Origin of the sequence: Cytobacillus sp. BC1816 (assembly GCF_051353635.1) — a bacterium.
GTDB classification, from domain to species: Bacteria; Bacillota; Bacilli; order Bacillales; family Cytobacillaceae; genus Cytobacillus; species Cytobacillus oceanisediminis_C.
In genome coordinates this window covers 4,261,336-4,278,416 of the sequence record NZ_CP195611.1, presented here as the reverse complement: position 1 = coordinate 4,278,416, position 17,081 = coordinate 4,261,336, and the positions used below count along the sequence as shown (strand labels likewise).

General features: G+C 41.5%; 14 protein-coding genes and 1 other annotated feature. All 14 genes read left to right on the top strand.

What is annotated here, in order from left to right; genetic code table 11:
- Nucleotides 1-187 precede the first annotated feature (187 nt).
- Nucleotides 188-1,153 carry an FtsH protease activity modulator HflK gene (gene hflK / locus ACR42H_RS21750; RefSeq protein WP_113882628.1) on the top strand — a complete coding sequence of 322 codons (966 nt, stop codon included), beginning with the start codon at nucleotides 188-190 and terminating at the stop codon, nucleotides 1,151-1,153.
- A complete protein-coding gene (hflC, locus tag ACR42H_RS21745; protein WP_113882629.1) occupies nucleotides 1,146-2,078 on the top strand; it encodes a protease modulator HflC in 933 nt (310 codons plus the stop codon). Before hflK ends, hflC begins: the two co-directional genes overlap by 8 nt.
- A gap of 124 nt (nucleotides 2,079-2,202) precedes the next feature.
- Nucleotides 2,203-4,836: a DNA polymerase I gene (gene polA, locus ACR42H_RS21740; protein WP_436373203.1), complete on the top strand. Its 2,634-nt coding sequence runs from the start codon at nucleotides 2,203-2,205 to the stop codon at nucleotides 4,834-4,836.
- A 294-nt stretch (nucleotides 4,837-5,130) separates the two neighbouring features.
- Nucleotides 5,131-5,958, top strand: coding sequence for a DNA-formamidopyrimidine glycosylase (gene mutM, locus ACR42H_RS21735; protein ID WP_113882631.1), 828 nt, complete (start codon nucleotides 5,131-5,133; stop codon nucleotides 5,956-5,958).
- A 94-nt stretch (nucleotides 5,959-6,052) separates the two neighbouring features.
- Nucleotides 6,053-6,688, top strand: coding sequence for a sporulation membrane protein YtaF (ytaF, locus tag ACR42H_RS21730; RefSeq protein ID WP_436373201.1), 636 nt, complete (start codon nucleotides 6,053-6,055; stop codon nucleotides 6,686-6,688).
- A 24-nt stretch (nucleotides 6,689-6,712) separates the two neighbouring features.
- The gene (gene coaE / locus ACR42H_RS21725; RefSeq protein ID WP_436373199.1) at nucleotides 6,713-7,312 is read left to right on the top strand and encodes a dephospho-CoA kinase; all 600 of its coding nucleotides are present in this window, start codon (nucleotides 6,713-6,715) and stop codon (nucleotides 7,310-7,312) included.
- A 245-nt stretch (nucleotides 7,313-7,557) separates the two neighbouring features.
- Nucleotides 7,558-8,589, top strand: a complete 1,032-nt coding sequence (locus ACR42H_RS21720; RefSeq protein ID WP_113882634.1) for a glyceraldehyde-3-phosphate dehydrogenase — start codon at nucleotides 7,558-7,560, stop codon at nucleotides 8,587-8,589.
- 323 nt (nucleotides 8,590-8,912) lie between these two features.
- Nucleotides 8,913-9,287, top strand: a complete 375-nt coding sequence (gene speD, locus ACR42H_RS21715) for an adenosylmethionine decarboxylase (protein WP_009333223.1) — start codon at nucleotides 8,913-8,915, stop codon at nucleotides 9,285-9,287.
- A 368-nt stretch (nucleotides 9,288-9,655) separates the two neighbouring features.
- Nucleotides 9,656-10,060: a hypothetical protein gene (locus tag ACR42H_RS21710; RefSeq protein WP_113882635.1), complete on the top strand. Its 405-nt coding sequence runs from the start codon at nucleotides 9,656-9,658 to the stop codon at nucleotides 10,058-10,060.
- Between the two features lie 114 nt (nucleotides 10,061-10,174).
- Entirely contained in the window at nucleotides 10,175-10,636 is a 462-nt protein-coding gene (gene nrdR, locus ACR42H_RS21705; RefSeq protein WP_113882636.1) for a transcriptional regulator NrdR, read from the top strand.
- A 140-nt stretch (nucleotides 10,637-10,776) separates the two neighbouring features.
- Nucleotides 10,777-12,213: a replication initiation and membrane attachment family protein gene (locus tag ACR42H_RS21700; RefSeq protein ID WP_436373196.1), complete on the top strand. Its 1,437-nt coding sequence runs from the start codon at nucleotides 10,777-10,779 to the stop codon at nucleotides 12,211-12,213.
- On the top strand, nucleotides 12,213-13,142 hold the full coding sequence (gene dnaI / locus ACR42H_RS21695) for a primosomal protein DnaI (RefSeq protein WP_436377041.1): 930 nt from the start codon (nucleotides 12,213-12,215) through the stop codon (nucleotides 13,140-13,142). The genes ACR42H_RS21700 and dnaI overlap by 1 nt, the downstream gene beginning before the upstream one ends.
- 278 nt (nucleotides 13,143-13,420) lie before the next feature.
- Entirely contained in the window at nucleotides 13,421-14,305 is an 885-nt protein-coding gene (ytxC, locus tag ACR42H_RS21690) for a putative sporulation protein YtxC (RefSeq protein WP_436373194.1), read from the top strand.
- A 354-nt stretch (nucleotides 14,306-14,659) separates the two neighbouring features.
- Nucleotides 14,660-16,591 (top strand): threonine--tRNA ligase, encoded by a 1,932-nt coding sequence (gene thrS, locus ACR42H_RS21685; protein WP_113882640.1) that lies wholly within the window; start codon nucleotides 14,660-14,662, stop codon nucleotides 16,589-16,591.
- Nucleotides 16,592-16,844: 253 nt separating this feature from the next.
- Nucleotides 16,845-16,968 (top strand) — a sequence feature (ribosomal protein L20 leader region).
- Nucleotides 16,969-17,081 lie beyond the last annotated feature (113 nt).

Below are 17,081 nucleotides of genomic sequence, written 5' to 3'. Positions count from 1 at the left end.
AAAATCATAATTGTTAAACCCCTTCATCCAAGGAGCCATAGAAAAAGGTGAAAGCTGACCCCGCTTTCGCCTTTTTCATTTTTGCTGATTTTCCTTCTTTCTTTAACTTTTGTCATATTTATGAAACCTTTACGTAAATAAATCGTATGAAAAGTTATAGAAAGAGTGCTAGGGAAGGGGAGAGGAAATGGTCAGCTTAAAGCGGATTTATACAATCGCAGGCCTAATTCTGGCAATTGTTATGTTAAGTATAGTTGCCTTTACAACATGGTACACCGTCGATGAATCGGATCAGGCAGTCATTTTAACATTTGGGAAAGTGGAGGAAGGCATTACGGAGCCGGGACTTCATTTCAAACTGCCATGGCCTGTCCAAAGCGTGGAGAAGCTTTCAAAAGAAACTTTTTCGCTGCAGTTTGGATATGAAGAAAAAGATGGACAAATAAAGGATTTTCCTGATGAGACAAAGATGATAACCGGTGATGAAAATATCGTTCTGGCAGATCTGGTTGTACAGTGGAAAATTACGGATCCGGAAAAATATCTTTATAATGCTGAAGACCCAGAAGAAATCCTATATGATGCTACTTCCTCATCCTTAAGAAGTATTATAGGCGGATCTAAAATTGATGATGCGCTAACTTCAGGAAAAGCAGAGATTGAAGCTGATGTCAGAGAGCTCCTAACCTCTTTAATTGAAAAATATGATATTGGCATATCCGTTCTTGCAGTCAAACTGCAGGATGTGGAACTGCCGAATGATGATGTCAGAAAAGCCTTTACGGATGTAACGGATGCGAGGGAAACCGCCAATACCAAAAAAAATGAAGCAGAAAAATATAAGAACCAGAGAATGAATGAAGCAGAAGGTGAGAAGGAGGCTCTTGCCTCCAAAGCGGAAGGTGAAAAAGCGGCGCGCCTGGAGAGAGCACGTGGAGATGTGGCGGTATTTAATAAATTGTATGGAGAATACAAGAATAATCCTGACATCACAAGAGAGCGGCTTGTCATTGAAACGCTGGAGCAAGTCCTTCCAGGTGCTGAAATTTACATTATGAATGACGATGGAAATACAATGAAATATTTCCCGATCAGGCCGCTTGAGAAAGAACAGACCAAACCGAAAGAGGAAGCTGGTGCGGATAATGAGTGATCAAAATGTCGTAAATATCAATGAGCGGGGCGGGAATTTCAAGTGGAGAAGTTATACCAAACTTGGACTCATCCTTGTGCTTGTCATTGCCGCACTCGCAATTCTTTTCAGCAACCTTTTTATTGTAAAGGAAGGGGAGTACAGGGTCATCCGGCAATTTGGTGAGGTGGTCAGGATTGAGAGCGAGCCTGGATTAACATACAAAATACCATTTATTCAAAGTGTTTCCACGCTCCCAAAATACCAAATGACTTATGACGTGTCCGAAGCTGAAATCAATACAAAGGATAAAAAGGTCATGATTATTGATAATTATGCAGTATGGAAAATTGATGACCCTAAGAAAATGATCTCAAACGCCAGATCATTGGAGGGGGCGGAGGCCAGAATGGAAGAGTTCATCTACTCCGTGACCCGCTCCGAATTGGGCCGGCTGAATTATGATGAAATAATTAATGATGAAAAGTCATCAAGGGGATCATTGAATGATCAGATTACTACTAAAGTGAATGAATTGCTTTCTAATGATAACTATGGAATCACAGTAACAGATGTCCGAATTAAACGAACAGATTTACCTTCTGAAAACGAACAGTCCGTGTACACCAGGATGATTTCAGAGCGCCAGTCAACAGCCCAGGAATACCTGTCCAAGGGTGATGCCCAGAAGAATATCATCATTGCTGAAACGGATAGGAATGTCAGGGAAATGCTGGCCAAGGCCCAGGCAGATGCTGAAACGATCCGCGCGGAAGGAGAAGCGGGAGCTGCGAAAGTCTACAACGAAGCCTTCTCAAAGGATCCTGAATTTTATTCCTTATACCGCACGCTTGAATCCTATAAAAAGACCATTAATGGCGAGACTGTAATTGTTCTCCCTTCGGACTCACCATATGCCCGACTGCTGATGGGGTATACGGATTAATTACTTTTAACCCCAAAGCCGTTATTTTTCTTTCTCTATCTGCTCATGATAGAATAAAGGAAAATGTCGGCTTTTTTATTGTGGGCAAGGCGCTTGCGCTTTTCTTAAGAGGAGGAGATATTAGTTGGATAAAAAAAAGCTTGTTCTGATTGATGGCAACAGCATCGCTTATCGGGCATTTTTTGCTTTGCCGCTTTTAAACAATGATAAAGGAATACATACAAATGCTGTCTACGGATTTACCATGATGCTGCAAAGGATTCTCGAGGATGAAAAACCAACTCATCTCCTTGTGGCATTTGATGCCGGAAAAACAACCTTCCGCCATAAAACCTTCAGCGAGTATAAAGGAGGAAGGCAGAAAACTCCGCCTGAGCTGTCCGAACAGTTCCCTTATATAAGAGAGCTGCTGGATGCTTACGGAATTTCCAGATATGAACTGGAAAACTATGAAGCTGATGATATCATCGGAACTTTGTCGCTTCAAGCTGAAAAAGATGGATGTGAAGTAAAAGTTATATCAGGGGATAAGGATTTGACACAGTTAAGTTCCGATGCTGTAACAGTCAGCATTACCCGTAAAGGAATTACTGATATTGAAGAATATACACCAGCTCATATAGAAGAAAAATACGGAATCACGGCTGACAGAATTATTGATATGAAAGGCCTAATGGGAGATAGTTCAGATAATATCCCAGGTGTTCCAGGAGTGGGAGAAAAAACAGCCCTTAAATTGCTCAAAGAGTTTGGAACCCTTGAAGAGCTCTTGGAGTCAGTTGATAAGGTGAGCGGAAAAAAACTGAAGGAAAAGCTGGAAGAATTCAGGGATCAAGCTTTAATGAGCAAAGAGCTTGCCACTATCACGAGAGAAGCCCCTGTTGAAATTAGAATTGAAGACATTGAATATGAAGGTTTTGAAAAAGAAAAAGTCATAAGCATCTTTAAAGAATTAGGCTTTAACTCTTTACTGGAAAAGCTTGGCGGTGACACAGAAGCGGTCGAAGAAAATCTTGAAGAAATTGAATTTATCATTGCAGATGAAATTAAGGAAGAGATGTTTACTGATGAAAATGCATTTTATGTCGAGCTTCTAGAAGATAATTACCATTATGCAGACATCATTGGTTTTTCCGTTGCGAATGCTAAGGGGAATTTCTTCTTCTCCAAAGATACGGCTTTAGAGTCAGATGTTTTTAAAAGATGGGCTGAAGATGAAACCAAAAAGAAGACAGTCTATGATGCCAAAAGATCGGAAGTCTCACTCCGGCATCATGGTGTTCATTTAAAAGGTGCTGATTTTGACCTTTATATTGCTTCTTATCTTATTAACCCGTCTCAGACTATTGAAGATATGGCCTCTATAGCAAAAAATCATGGCTATAACGCGATTCAATCTGATGAAGCTTTTTACGGAAAAGGAGCAAAAAGACGGATTCCGGAAGAAAAGGAACTTGCCGGGCATTTGGCAAGGAAAGCAGCGGCCTTGATGACATTGAAGGAAAAACTGGATAGTGAATTGAAGGAAAACCAGCAATCCGAGCTGTTTTATGACCTGGAAATGCCGCTGTCTCTGATATTGGCTGATATGGAATCAACCGGTATTAAAGTGGATCTTGAGCGCCTGAAAACAATGGGACAAGACCTGCTCTCCAAATTGGATGAAATCGAAAAGCGCATACATGAGCTTGCCGGGGAAGCCTTTAATATCAATTCTCCAAAACAGCTCGGAGTGATCCTTTTTGAAAAATTAGGGCTGCCCGCCATTAAAAAAACAAAAACAGGTTATTCCACATCTGCTGATGTCCTGGAGAAACTTGAGAACAGCCATGAAATTATCCGGGACATCCTGCATTACCGCCAGCTTGGCAAACTTCAATCCACTTATATTGAAGGCCTGCTTAAGGTGGTTAACTATGAAACAGGCAAAGTCCACACCAGATTTAATCAGGCTCTTACACAGACAGGTAGGTTAAGTTCAACAGATCCAAACCTGCAGAATATTCCGATCCGTCTGGAGGAAGGGCGAAAAATCAGGCAGGCATTTGTCCCTTCAGAACCTGGCTGGGCCATTTTTGCAGCAGACTACTCGCAGATTGAACTGAGAGTACTGGCTCATATTGCAGATGATGAAAAGCTGATTGAAGCATTTATTGAAGATATGGATATTCACACGAAAACGGCAATGGAAGTATTCCACGTTAATGCCGATGAAGTTACGTCCAATATGCGGCGCCATGCAAAGGCAGTTAACTTTGGAATTGTCTACGGAATCAGTGATTATGGCCTTTCCCAAAGCCTGGGCATCACACGGAAAGAAGCGGGTAAATTTATTGACCGCTATCTGGAAAGTTATCCTGGCGTTAAGCAGTATATGGATGATATTATCCATGATGCTAAACAAAAAGGATATGTCTCGACCCTTCTTCACAGAAGAAGGTATCTGCCTGAAATCACTAGCCGAAACTTCAACCTTCGAAGCTTTGCGGAACGAACCGCCATGAATACACCGATCCAGGGAAGCGCGGCAGATATAATTAAAAAAGCCATGATTGATATGGCTGACCGCCTAAGAAAAGAAGAACTCAAAGCCCGCCTTTTACTGCAGGTTCACGATGAACTGATCTTTGAAGTGCCAGAGGATGAAATAGAGACGCTCAAAAAAATCGTACCGGACGTTATGGAAAATGCAGTAGAATTAAAAGTTCCGCTTAAAGTGGATTATTCCTTTGGGCCAACGTGGTTTGATGCGAAATAAAAGTTGATCTTGAGGAATTTACTTTGCAAGTAATTCACCTAAAATGATTTTTCTTGTTGTGATATGCTAAGTGCTATTAAAGATCGTGTTAATTGGAGTGGAAGGTGCGAGACTCCTGCGGGAGTGGCGAACCCACGGAGACCCCACAGGCGCATAGCGCCGAGGAGGCTCCCGGAAGCCCCGCGGAAAGCGAGTGCCTGCAGCGGAAAGTTACACCCCAGCAAACAGGATTCAAAATATATCATAAAGCAAAGTCCCAAGCATTTTTAACTGATTTACAAAGGAGGGAGGACCATGCCGGAACTTCCAGAAGTTGAAACGGTCAGAAGAACATTGCAGGAATTGGTGATCGGCAAAACCATTGCACATGTTTCGGTTTTCTGGCCCAAAATGGTTAAGCATCCGGAAGAGGCTGGCCAATTCAAGGATGCTTTAGCAGGTCAAATTTTTCAGGACATTGGCAGGCGAGGAAAGTTTTTAATACTCTATACCAATGATTATGCCCTTGTGTCCCATCTGAGAATGGAAGGCAGGTACGGACTTTTTTTAGAAGAAGATCCTGTTGAAAAACACACTCATGTGATTTTTCATTTTACAGATGGCACTGAGCTCAGATATAAGGATGTCCGTAAATTTGGAACGATGCACTTATATGCAAAGGGCGAAGAATTTACGACTCTTCCGCTGGCACACCTTGGACCGGAACCATTTGCGGAAGAGTTTACAGCAGACGACCTTGCTGCGAGACTTGCACGGACCTCCCGCAATATCAAAACTGCACTTCTCGATCAGAAAACGATCGTAGGGTTAGGAAATATTTATGTCGATGAAGCATTATTCCGTTCACGAATACATCCTGAAAGAGCGGCAAATAGCTTAACAAGGAGTGAATTGGAGACACTTCACAAAGAGATTGCGGATACTTTGAGGGAAGCGGTTGAAAAGGGAGGGAGCACCATACGCTCCTATGTTAATTCCCAAGGGCAAATTGGCATGTTTCAGCTCGAACTTTTTGTGTATGGGCGAAAAGGGGAAGATTGCAAAGTCTGCGGAAGCACGCTTGAGCGGATCGTGACAGGAGGCAGGGGGACAGTTTACTGTCCGGCCTGCCAGAAAAAATAATAATGCAGAATAGAGCTGAAATGCGTTTCGAATAACATTGGATGGGCTTCTTCCATATACTATCTTAGCGATTGACAGGAAGGAGCTCTATTCTATGGCGAATACATTCTCTCTTTTGATACTTGCTTTTGCTGTCAGTCTTGACAGTTTTAGTGTCGGTTTAACCTATGGCTTAAGGAAAATGAGCATACCATTTAAATCGATCAGTATAATCGCTTGCTGTTCAGCTTTAATATTAATGGCTGCCATGACAATTGGCCATTTTATAGAAGCCTTTTTATCTCCGGCTTTAGCTGAAAGTTTAGGGGGAGTTATACTTATTTTTCTCGGTGCCTGGGTACTTTATCAATTTTTCAGGCCGGAAAAAGTTAAGGATGTCCTGCCGCATGAAAAAACGATTGTGAACCTGGAAATCAAATCTCTTGGGCTTGTCATTAATATCCTGAAAAAGCCGATGTCCGCTGATTTTGACAAATCCGGAACCATCACAGGAATTGAAGCACTTATGCTCGGGCTTGCTTTATCCCTTGATGCTTTCGGAGCTGGAATCGGTGCAGCCATGCTTGGATACTCACCTTTCTACCTGGCAATGACTGTCGCCGTTATGAGTTCTCTGTTTGTGTTTATGGGAATGCAAGTAGGATCCCTCTTCTCCAAAAGCGGATGGGTTCATAAGTTTTCATTCATCCCTGGAATTATTTTAATCGTAATCGGGATATTAAAAATCTAGCATTTTATATGAAAGGAACACACTATGTCACTGATTGTAGGTTTGACAGGCGGGATTGCAAGCGGGAAAAGCACCGTTTCATCTCTCCTAATCGAAAAAGAGTACACTGTAATCGACGCGGATATAGAAGCCAGATTAGCTGTTGAAAAAGGAGAAGAAGCTTATCAGGAAATTGTCCGTCATTTTGGGGAAAGCATTCTCCTCAAAGACGGTTCAATTGATCGTGCAGAACTGGGCTCCGTTATTTTTCATTATGAAAATGAGCGGAAAGCCTTAAATAGCATTGTACATCCTGCCGTCCGCAAAAGAATGACAGCCAAAAAGGAACAAGCAATCAGCCGTAATGAACAGCTGATTATTTTAGATATACCGCTTTTATTTGAAAGTAAATTACAATACATGTGCGACAAAACATTATTAGTTTATGCAGATGAAGGTATACAGCTGCAGAGGCTGATGCAAAGAAATCAGCTTTCCGAAAAAGAAGCAATGGCAAGAATCCGTTCCCAAATGCCTTTAAGGGAAAAGAAGGCATTGGCCGATGCTGTAATTGATAATAATGGCAGGATTGAAGAAACAGAGAAACAATTGTGGAGTATTTTAAGAAAATGGAATGCTATCTAAGGGCCTGTTACAGGCTCTTTTTTTTGTTGCATTTAATACCCAATTAGTATGACAAAAATAAACATTATGTTTCAGTATTTTTGCACATTCCCCCATAAAACCTGCTGAAAGTAAAGAGCTCATATTTCTGAATTGTTAAACATTAAAAAATCCGCATTTAATCCATCACAAATGATTTTTAATATGTTATACTAATTACATCTTAGGGAACAAAAGTATAACACTAATGCGGAAGGGGCCGTAACATGAAGGCGAGAATAGCGATTAACGGTTTTGGAAGAATTGGACGTATGGTTTTTAGAAAAGCCATCCTTGATGAAAATCTTGAAGTGGTTGCCATAAATGCAAGTTATCCAGCTGAAACTTTGGCACACTTGATTAAATATGATACAAACCACGGACAATTCGAAGGAAGTGTTGTTCCGGAAGACAATGCTATTGTAGTGAACGGCAAAAGTGTTCAGCTTGTCAGCAACAGGAATCCTGAAGAACTTCCGTGGAAAGAATTGAACATCGATATCGTCATTGAAGCTACAGGAAAGTTCAATTCACGTGATAAAGCAGCTCTTCACCTTGAAGCCGGGGCTAAAAAAGTAATACTTACTGCTCCTGGAAAAAATGAAGATGTGACTGTTGTTATGGGCGTAAATGAAAGCGCATTAAAAATTGAAGAACATGATATTATTTCAAATGCATCATGTACAACAAACTGCCTTGCACCTGTTGCAAAAGTCCTTGATGAACAATTTGGCATTGAAAACGGACTTATGACAACAGTTCATGCATATACTAACGACCAAAAAAATATTGATAACCCGCATAAGGATTTGCGCCGGGCCCGTGCTTGCGGACAGTCCATAATCCCGACTTCCACTGGTGCCGCAAAAGCATTGTCGCTGGTATTGCCTCACTTAAAGGGCAAATTGCATGGAATGGCACTCCGTGTCCCAACGCCTAACGTATCTTTAGTTGACCTCGTGGTGGACTTAAAGCGCGACGTTACAATAGAAGAAGTGAATGCGGCTTTTGCAGCTGCTTCACAGGGATCGCTGCACGGTATCCTTGATATTACTGACGAACCATTGGTTTCAATTGATTTCAACACAAATGAACACTCTGCCATCATTGATGGATTATCAACAATGGTAATCGGCACCAGCAAAGTGAAAGTACTTGCATGGTACGATAATGAGTGGGGCTATTCTTGCCGCGTTGTAGATTTAACAAAATTTGTTGCACAGGAACTTTTTCAGGCATCTGCAGTAAAAATTGGTTAATTGCCAGTTTCTCTTAATATAAAACTACCCATACCCTTAAGCCTGCCATTCCCCGGCAGGCTCCTTTTATTGGACAGAATTAAATCCTGAGAAGGACAAAGCCTTCAAGGATTTTGCCAAAAAAAATGTAAAACAATGTGTTGCAAAAAGAAATTAAACAAAGTATACTAATCCTCGTGAACTTCTCCGAGGTTTTGGTATGGTAGCTACTTAAAGGGTTAGGACCTCTCTGGACTAACTTTCCCCCGTGGTAGTTATGGACCAGTTTAAATCTGGAATTTCATTAATTAATAGCTTAAAAGTTTAAAGGGGGAAATTTGAATATGGAAACTATGGGTCGTCACGTAATCTCAGAACTTTGGGGATGCGATTTTGAAAAGTTAAATGATATGGATTTTATTGAGCAGACATTCGTAAATGCTGCATTAAAATCTGGTGCTGAAATTCGCGAGGTTGCATTTCATAAGTTTGCGCCACAGGGTGTAAGCGGAGTGGTTATCATCTCTGAATCTCATTTAACTATTCACAGCTTCCCGGAGCATGGCTATGCCAGCATTGATGTGTATACGTGTGGAGATCTTGACCCTAACATCGCTGCAGACTTTATTGCAGAATCGTTAGGAGCTCAAACGCGTGAGAATATCGAAATTCCTCGCGGTATGGGTCCAGTTCAAGTTAAACAAGCTCAGGTACTTTAATAACAGAATGATCTTAGGCAATCCAGAGGTGTATTTAATACACCTCTTTTTATTTTGCCCGGAGTATAAAACTTCAATTTGTTGTTTTTAATCTTCTAAATGAGTTATTCACTGAGTTGATTGGAGCGGAAGGTGCGAGATCCTCGAAAATGCTCATTCAAGGAAGTTTATTCAAATTCCTGAGGGAGTAGCGTACAATGGAATACCCCGCAGACGCAGAGCGTCGGGGGCGTCGGCAGTCCCGAGGGAAAGCTTGAGTGCCTGCAGCGGAAATTAACGGGCATAATATGTAAGATAAACAAGAATCTATGAGACATTTGTAAAAAATAGTACAATAAGGATACATAATAAATAACGGAGGAAAGAGGATGTCTATTTTCAGGCAGTTTGCCAGCCGCTATAAAAAGCAGTGTGAAACAAATGAAAACCACTCTGATCCTGAGCTCACTACAAGATATTATAGAACTAATACAGCTCAAATGATGCAAACGATCGAAGATTTATTTAAAGCAGACCAAAATGTGAACATTCTCAGCATTTCCAGAGAACGCGGCGAGATAGCAGCAGAAATTAAGAAAATTAAATCTTGTTTTGCCATTGTCACAGTCGTGACTGTCAGGCCTTTCGAAACGGCGGTAGATATCAATATCTCAACTGAGCAATCCTCTCCGGCAGGTGTCCACCCAATCCTTAAGAGAGAAGCTCTTTCCATTTATGAAAAGGTGAATAAACGGCATGATTTTCTCGGTTCTGCAAGAAACGCAGATAAATAGTAGTACTTGTACTGACAACTCCTTTTTTATAAGATAAGAGTAACAAATAAAATTCGGTAATTGGTCTAACGCCAGCAAAATAACTTACTTATAAAAGAATTCGGAGCTGATTGTATGAGATGCCCTTCATGCCAAAACAATAATACCCGTGTTCTCGATTCCCGTCCTGTTGATGACAGCAGGTCCATTCGGCGCAGAAGGGAATGCGAGAAATGCGGATACCGGTTTACGACTTTTGAAAAAGTGGAAGAAATTCCTTTAATCGTTGTGAAAAAAGAAGGCACCAGAGAGGAATTCAGCCGGGAAAAAATACTGAGAGGCCTTATTAAAGCATGTGAAAAGAGGCCGGTTGCCCTAAAGGACCTGGAGGACATTACTTTTGAAGTGGAAAAAGAGCTCCGCAGCAACGGTGTCTCCGAAATAAAAAGCGATGAAATTGGCGAAATGGTCATGGACAGGCTCGCAAATGTGGATGATGTGGCATATGTCCGTTTCGCATCGGTATACAGGCAATTTAAGGATATCAATGTTTTTATTGATGAACTCAAAGAATTAATCAAAAAAGAACAATCTTAAATCAGGTCAGCTGTCGCTGTCTCTGATTTCTAATGAAATAGTTTGATGGGCTGAAGGACTTCTTTGGCTCTTTTTTTACGGTATATGCTTTTGAGATTAATAAGTGTAATAAATATTCTTAATAGAAAAAGGTGAACACCATGGCCCAGCATTGGCAGGAGATGCTCCCCATTGATCGATATACAGTAGCAGCTAGCGGGCTTTTGCATGATTATGACCGAAAAGTGCTGACGCTGTTATACCAGCCGCTCATTGGCTCTGTATGCTTCAGTTTATATATGACATTATGGGCGGAACTTGAAGAAAATAGGCTATGGTCATCTTCTAATTCACACCATAGTTTAATGAATTTTATGGACATGGGGCTTAAGGATATATATGAAGCCCGCCTCAAGCTTGAAGGGATAGGACTTTTAAAGGTATACGTAAACAAAGATGAGGAGACAAGGTCATTTATTTATGAACTGCTCCCCCCGCTGACACCTGAACAATTTTTCCTTGATGGCATGCTCAATATTTATCTTTATAAGAAATTGGGCAGAAACCAATTTATGAGGCTGAAGCGCTTCTTCTCAGATCAGAAGGTGATGACAGCCACAGGGTATGAGGAAGTAACCAAGGCTTTTCAGGATGTATTTAAATCAGGACACCCAGGTACTTTTGAGGTTGGCGATGAAGTGGTGCAGCTGATGAATGAATCAGAGGGGGAAGGGTATATTGGAAGGCAGGAGCAGGAAGGCATTCAAATCGGGAATGAAGATTTTAATTTTGAACTGCTTCAGGCAGGGCTGAATGAATCGCTTGTACCGAAAAAGGCCATTACAGTTAAAGTAAAGGAATCCATCAGCAATCTTGCCTTTTTGTACGGAATCGACCCTATTCAAATGAAAAATATCGTCATCAGTGCTGTAAATGAAGATAATGAGATAGACATTGAGGAGTTAAGAAAATCTGCACGGGATTGGTATCAAATCCAAAATCAGGACCAGCTGCCTTCCCTGATTGACAGGGTTCATCCTGCCATCCATCAGACTCATAAAAAACAGCCTGAAACCCAGGAAGAAGAATTGATCCGTTATTTGGAGATCACCTCACCAAGGCAGCTTTTAAAGGATATATCCGGAGGGGCAGAGCCATCGAAAGGTGATCTGCAGATTATTGAAGATGTCATGTTCCAGCAAAAGCTTTTGCCCGGGGTAATTAATGTGCTGATTCAATATGTTATGCTCAAAACAGATATGAAATTGACCAAAGGCTACGTAGAAAAAATAGCTGGCCACTGGGCAAGAAAGAAAATAAAAACACCCCAGGAAGCTATTGATTTAGCTAAGAAAGAACACCGGCAATACCTGGATTGGGCGGAAGGAAAGAAAACAGCCAGCACAGCTGGAAACAAAAAGAAGCCGATCAGGACGGAGATGCTGCCGGACTGGTTTGATGAAAAAGGCAGTGCAGCCGCCAAAAAGAAAGAGTCTCAGAAGCAAAACAGCGAAAAGGAACAGTATGAGCTGGAAATGAAAAAGAGGGAGCTTAACGAAAAATTAAAAAAACTGCGATCACAGGAGGTGACTGATTGATGGAGAAAATCAATGAAACATTAAGACGCCTTGCGGGCAATGAAGGTTTTCAAAAAAGGTATGAGAAAATGAGAAACCAAACGCTTAATCACCCTGAAGTGAAGGCATTTATCCAAACTCATCGGGATGAATTGACATCTGAGATGGTTGAAAAGAGCCTTAGCAAACTCTTTGAATATACACAGCAGAGCAAGGAGTGCAATAAATGTCCTAGCTTGGAGGGCTGTGTGAACTTTATGCAGGGCTATCATCCGGAGCTTGTGATTCAAAGAGGGTCAGTCGATCTGAAATATGATAAGTGCCCGCGCAAGGTCATGCACGATGAGCAGCGGAGAAACGAAAAATTAATTCAGAGTTTATATGTACCATCTGATATCCTTCATGCCACTTTTGATTCCATATATGATGATGACGATCGCATTGAGGCCGTTGATAAAGCGGCATCTTTTGTTATGGACTACCAGCCGGGATCCAAGGGAAAAGGAATTTATTTTTATGGAAAATTCGGTGTAGGCAAATCTTATTTGCTTGGTGCTATCGCTAATAAGCTTGCAAGCCAGAAAGTATCCTCCATGATTGTATACGTTCCTGAACTATTCAGGGAATTGAAAAATTCAATTGGAGATCAAACTCTGAACAGTAAAATAGAAACCATTAAAAAAGCACCGGTTTTAATGTTCGATGACATTGGTGCAGAAACCATGTCCAGCTGGACAAGGGATGAGATTTTAGGGCCGATTCTGCAGTTCCGCATGCAGGAAAGCCTCCCAACCTTCTTTACTTCCAATTTCGACCTGCAGGGTCTCGAACATCATCTCTCCTACAGCCAGCGCGGAGAGGAAGAGAAAATGAAGGCAAGGAGAATCATGGAGCGTATTAAATACCTTGCTGAACCAGTGCTTGTGGAAGGACCGAACAGAAGAGCATAACATATTAAGCTGCCGATAAAACTTCCGGCAGCTTTTATTATAAAGTAAGAATCATACCTTGGGACTTTGATAACTGTCTAGCTCTACAGGGAAAGCTTCGGCAGAATATCCATCGCACGATTAAAAGCGTTATCCTTTAGCCCCCACGAGACGCCGGGGGTGGGCAAGGCGCTTCCGCTTTTCTTATAGTTTAATGCACTAAAAGGCTAATCCTACTTCTAACTTGGCCAAGTCCGCCATATACATAGAACAGAGATTTGTATAAAGGGGGGATTTGGTTGATCGAAATCATTTTCCAAAGCAGCACGGATGCGAGGAATTTTTATGAGCATCTTTATGAGCAGCTGCAGTCTTTTTGTCAATGTGATAATAATATTCTTCATTTTGAAGATCAACATATAGTCAGAGTCTCTGCAGAAAATAACGGCGATGTCCTGAATATTGTTAAGGAAGTATTTTTTCAATTTATAGTGAACCAGAAGCAGGATGATTGGTTTAAACGGATACTGATGGAGCATTATTATTATGAGGATGAAGGTGAACAGCAGCAGATTCTTGAAATTATTCACTCTATTTTGGAAGGAAGCCGGGAGGATCTTGCCGCGTTTGTCAGTGGCCTGGATGTAAAAGAAAGCTTGAAGAGTGCAATTGATCAGTTGTTCCAGAATAACATTTCCTTTTCTTTTGATTCTTTCGTAAAATTCCGAATGCGGCCGCTTATGAATGAAATGACCAAATACGTTGAAGTTTCCATCGATGAATATAAAATGGAGCAGGAATATCAGATGTTTATTCATACATTGAGAGATTTCCTGTCAGGAAAGCAGCCAAAGATTAATACGATTCATGTCGTTATGGATGAAGGTGTTTATTTTTATGATGAGCACTTGTGCGAAATTAAACGAGGAGAGCTATTAAGAATGATTGACCGCAAGCTATTATCCAATCATCCTGTATATGTGGATTCCGTTACGATTGCGCCTCTGCTTTCAATTGCACCTTCCGCCATTTATCTGTATTCAGATGATTTCGAGCAGCCGCTGGTCAGAACAATCCGCAATATTTTTGAAGAAAGACTTGAATTAAGCTCTATTGAAGCCTTCTATAACTTTCAAAACGCCCATTCTTATGCCAATGAAGAAAAATGTAAAAGATACCCTTGATTTTCCTGAAATAACAAACTATAATAACGTACATATTATAAAAATCGAGCAAAAGTTGCGATGAGGATATGGGTATTCTAATACGGTTTAAAGAGAGGGAAGGCAGGGCTGAAACCTTCCTAACACGATTCGAATGCTTACCGCCTCTGAACTCCAGCCAGGAAATGGGCTGGCGGGAAAAGACCGTTATCTTACTACAGAGTCGTTTTTCTTCTAAGAGAACGAGAAGTAGGGTGGAACCGCGTGTTAAATACAACTCGTCCCTTTTTTAGGGACGGGTTTTTTTATTTTTTTAAGTGTATAACGCGTTTTAGGAGGATTGGAGTTTCACTTTATAAATAAGGAGGAAATATCATGTCAGAAGTTGTTAAAGTTTCGTTTCCAGATGGAGCTGTAAAGGAGTTTCCAAAGGGAACGACAACAGAAGATATTGCAGCTTCAATCAGCCCGGGCCTGAAGAAAAAGGCAATGGCCGGCAAGCTGGATGGAGAAATGTATGATCTTCGCCGTCCAATCGAAAAGGATGGAGCTATTGAAATTGTAACACCGGACTCAAACGATGCGCTGGAGGTTCTTCGCCACAGTACTGCCCATCTAATGGCGCAGGCAATCAAGCGTTTATATAAAAATGTAAAGCTTGGGGTAGGTCCTGTCATTGAAGGCGGATTTTATTATGACATCGACCTGGAAGAATCACTTTCACCAGAAGACCTTCCTGTGATTGAAAAAGAAATGAAGAAAATCATTAATGAAAACCTTGACGTTGTCCGCAAGGAAGTCAGCCGTAATGAGGCGGTTCAGATGTACAAGGAAATTGGTGATGAATACAAGCTTGAACTGATTGAAGCCATTCCTGAAGATGAAACAGTGACAATCTATGAGCAGGGCGAGTTCTTTGATCTCTGCCGCGGAGTCCACGTTCCATCGACTGGCAAACTAAAAGAGTTTAAGTTATTAAGTATTGCTGGCGCCTACTGGAGAGGCGACAGTGACAATAAGATGCTTCAGCGCATTTATGGAACAGCTTTCTTTAAGAAAGAAGACCTGGCCGAGCATTTGCGTCTCCTTGAGGAAGCGAAAGAGCGTGACCACCGTAAAATCGGCAAAGAGCTTAACTTGTTCATGAATTCGCAAAAAGTTGGACAGGGCTTGCCGATGTGGCTTCCAAAAGGGGCAGCAATCCGCCGCAATATCGAGCGCTATATCGTTGATAAGGAAGAAAGACTGGGCTATGACCACGTATATACTCCGATCATGGGAAGTGTAGATCTTTATAAAACATCCGGGCACTGGGATCATTATCAGGAAGACATGTTCCCTGTCATGGAAATGGATAACGAGCAGCTTGTTCTTCGTCCTATGAATTGCCCGCATCACATGATGATCTATAAGAATGGCATCCACAGCTACCGTGAACTGCCAATCCGTATTGCTGAGCTTGGAACAATGCACCGTTATGAAATGTCAGGAGCACTATCGGGCCTTCAGCGTGTACGCGGCATGACTCTGAACGATGCTCATATCTTTGTCCGCCCTGATCAGATTAAGGAAGAGTTTAAGCGCGTAGTACACCTGATTCTTGAAGTATATAAAGACTTCGATATCAATGATTACTCATTCCGTCTTTCCTACAGAGATCCACAGGATACTGAGAAGTACTTTGATGACGATGAAATGTGGGAAAAAGCACAGGCCATGCTTAAAGAAGCCATGGATGAAATCGGTCTTGACTATTTTGAGGCAGAAGGAGAAGCAGCTTTCTACGGCCCGAAATTGGATGTTCAAGTTAAAACTGCGCTTGGCAAGGATGAGACATTATCCACTGTCCAGCTGGACTTCTTGCTTCCTGAACGTTTTGACTTGACTTATGTAGCTGAAGATGGAAAGCCTCATCGTCCCGTCGTTATCCACCGTGGTGTCGTTTCCACTATGGAGCGTTTTGTGGCATTCTTGATTGAAGAGTATAAGGGAGCGTTTCCAACTTGGCTTGCCCCGATTCAGGTCCAGGTCATTCCGGTTTCTCCTGATATTCACTTTGATTATGCAAAACAAGTCCAGGAGCAGCTTCAGGCAGAGGGCTTCCGCGTAGAACTGGATGACCGCAATGAAAAAATCGGCTATAAGATCCGCGAAGCGCAAATGCAAAAGACTCCATACATGCTTGTTGTTGGGGACAATGAAGTAGCTGAAAAAGCTGTAAATGTCCGTAAATATGGAGAGCAAAAATCAGAAACGGTTTCATTTGAAGATTTCATCTCAGCACTAAAAGCTGAAGTTAAACGATAACTATGAAAAAGGGCTGCATGACCTGCGGCCCTTTTTTTGTGAAGTCTTCGTGACAACATGCAGAATCTGTAATATCCAAGTCAGCTGGTGCAAACCAGAAATATGGCATTAAATTCATTTTGAAAAAATATTAAAATCATATTGCCAAAAGCGCTTAATTTTGTTATGCTTTTCTTCGTTGTGATAAAAGTTATTCGTTTGACACAAAATCATACTTTGTGATATAGTAGCTAAGGTAAATTGAATACAGTTTGAGGAAAAGAAGAAGCACCCGCTTCTCACCTGATTGACGCAAAGTGCAGTTGGCAGGTTTTACGTGAACATTTTCTGTTTATAAACGTAAGTGTGGGTGTTTTCATCCGCACTTTTTTATTTGGTTAAAACAGCTCTGCTTCCGCTCCGGAAGAGAAATGTTGTATAACTTGCGATTCAGCTTTGGTCCGGTGGAGCTGGCAGCTATAAAGCTGTCTGCTCCAGCAGGCGCTTGCGC

Coding starts and splice junctions, on each gene's coding strand:
- hflK (WP_113882628.1), top strand. CDS start 188: ATGGTCAGCTTAAAGCGGATTTATACAATCGCAGGCCTAATTCTGGCA.
- hflC (WP_113882629.1), top strand. CDS start 1,146: ATGAGTGATCAAAATGTCGTAAATATCAATGAGCGGGGCGGGAATTTC.
- mutM (WP_113882631.1), top strand. CDS start 5,131: ATGCCGGAACTTCCAGAAGTTGAAACGGTCAGAAGAACATTGCAGGAA.
- ytaF (WP_436373201.1), top strand. CDS start 6,053: ATGGCGAATACATTCTCTCTTTTGATACTTGCTTTTGCTGTCAGTCTT.
- coaE (WP_436373199.1), top strand. CDS start 6,713: ATGTCACTGATTGTAGGTTTGACAGGCGGGATTGCAAGCGGGAAAAGC.
- ACR42H_RS21720 (WP_113882634.1), top strand. CDS start 7,558: ATGAAGGCGAGAATAGCGATTAACGGTTTTGGAAGAATTGGACGTATG.
- speD (WP_009333223.1), top strand. CDS start 8,913: ATGGAAACTATGGGTCGTCACGTAATCTCAGAACTTTGGGGATGCGAT.
- ACR42H_RS21710 (WP_113882635.1), top strand. CDS start 9,656: ATGTCTATTTTCAGGCAGTTTGCCAGCCGCTATAAAAAGCAGTGTGAA.
- nrdR (WP_113882636.1), top strand. CDS start 10,175: ATGAGATGCCCTTCATGCCAAAACAATAATACCCGTGTTCTCGATTCC.
- ACR42H_RS21700 (WP_436373196.1), top strand. CDS start 10,777: ATGGCCCAGCATTGGCAGGAGATGCTCCCCATTGATCGATATACAGTA.
- dnaI (WP_436377041.1), top strand. CDS start 12,213: ATGGAGAAAATCAATGAAACATTAAGACGCCTTGCGGGCAATGAAGGT.
- thrS (WP_113882640.1), top strand. CDS start 14,660: ATGTCAGAAGTTGTTAAAGTTTCGTTTCCAGATGGAGCTGTAAAGGAG.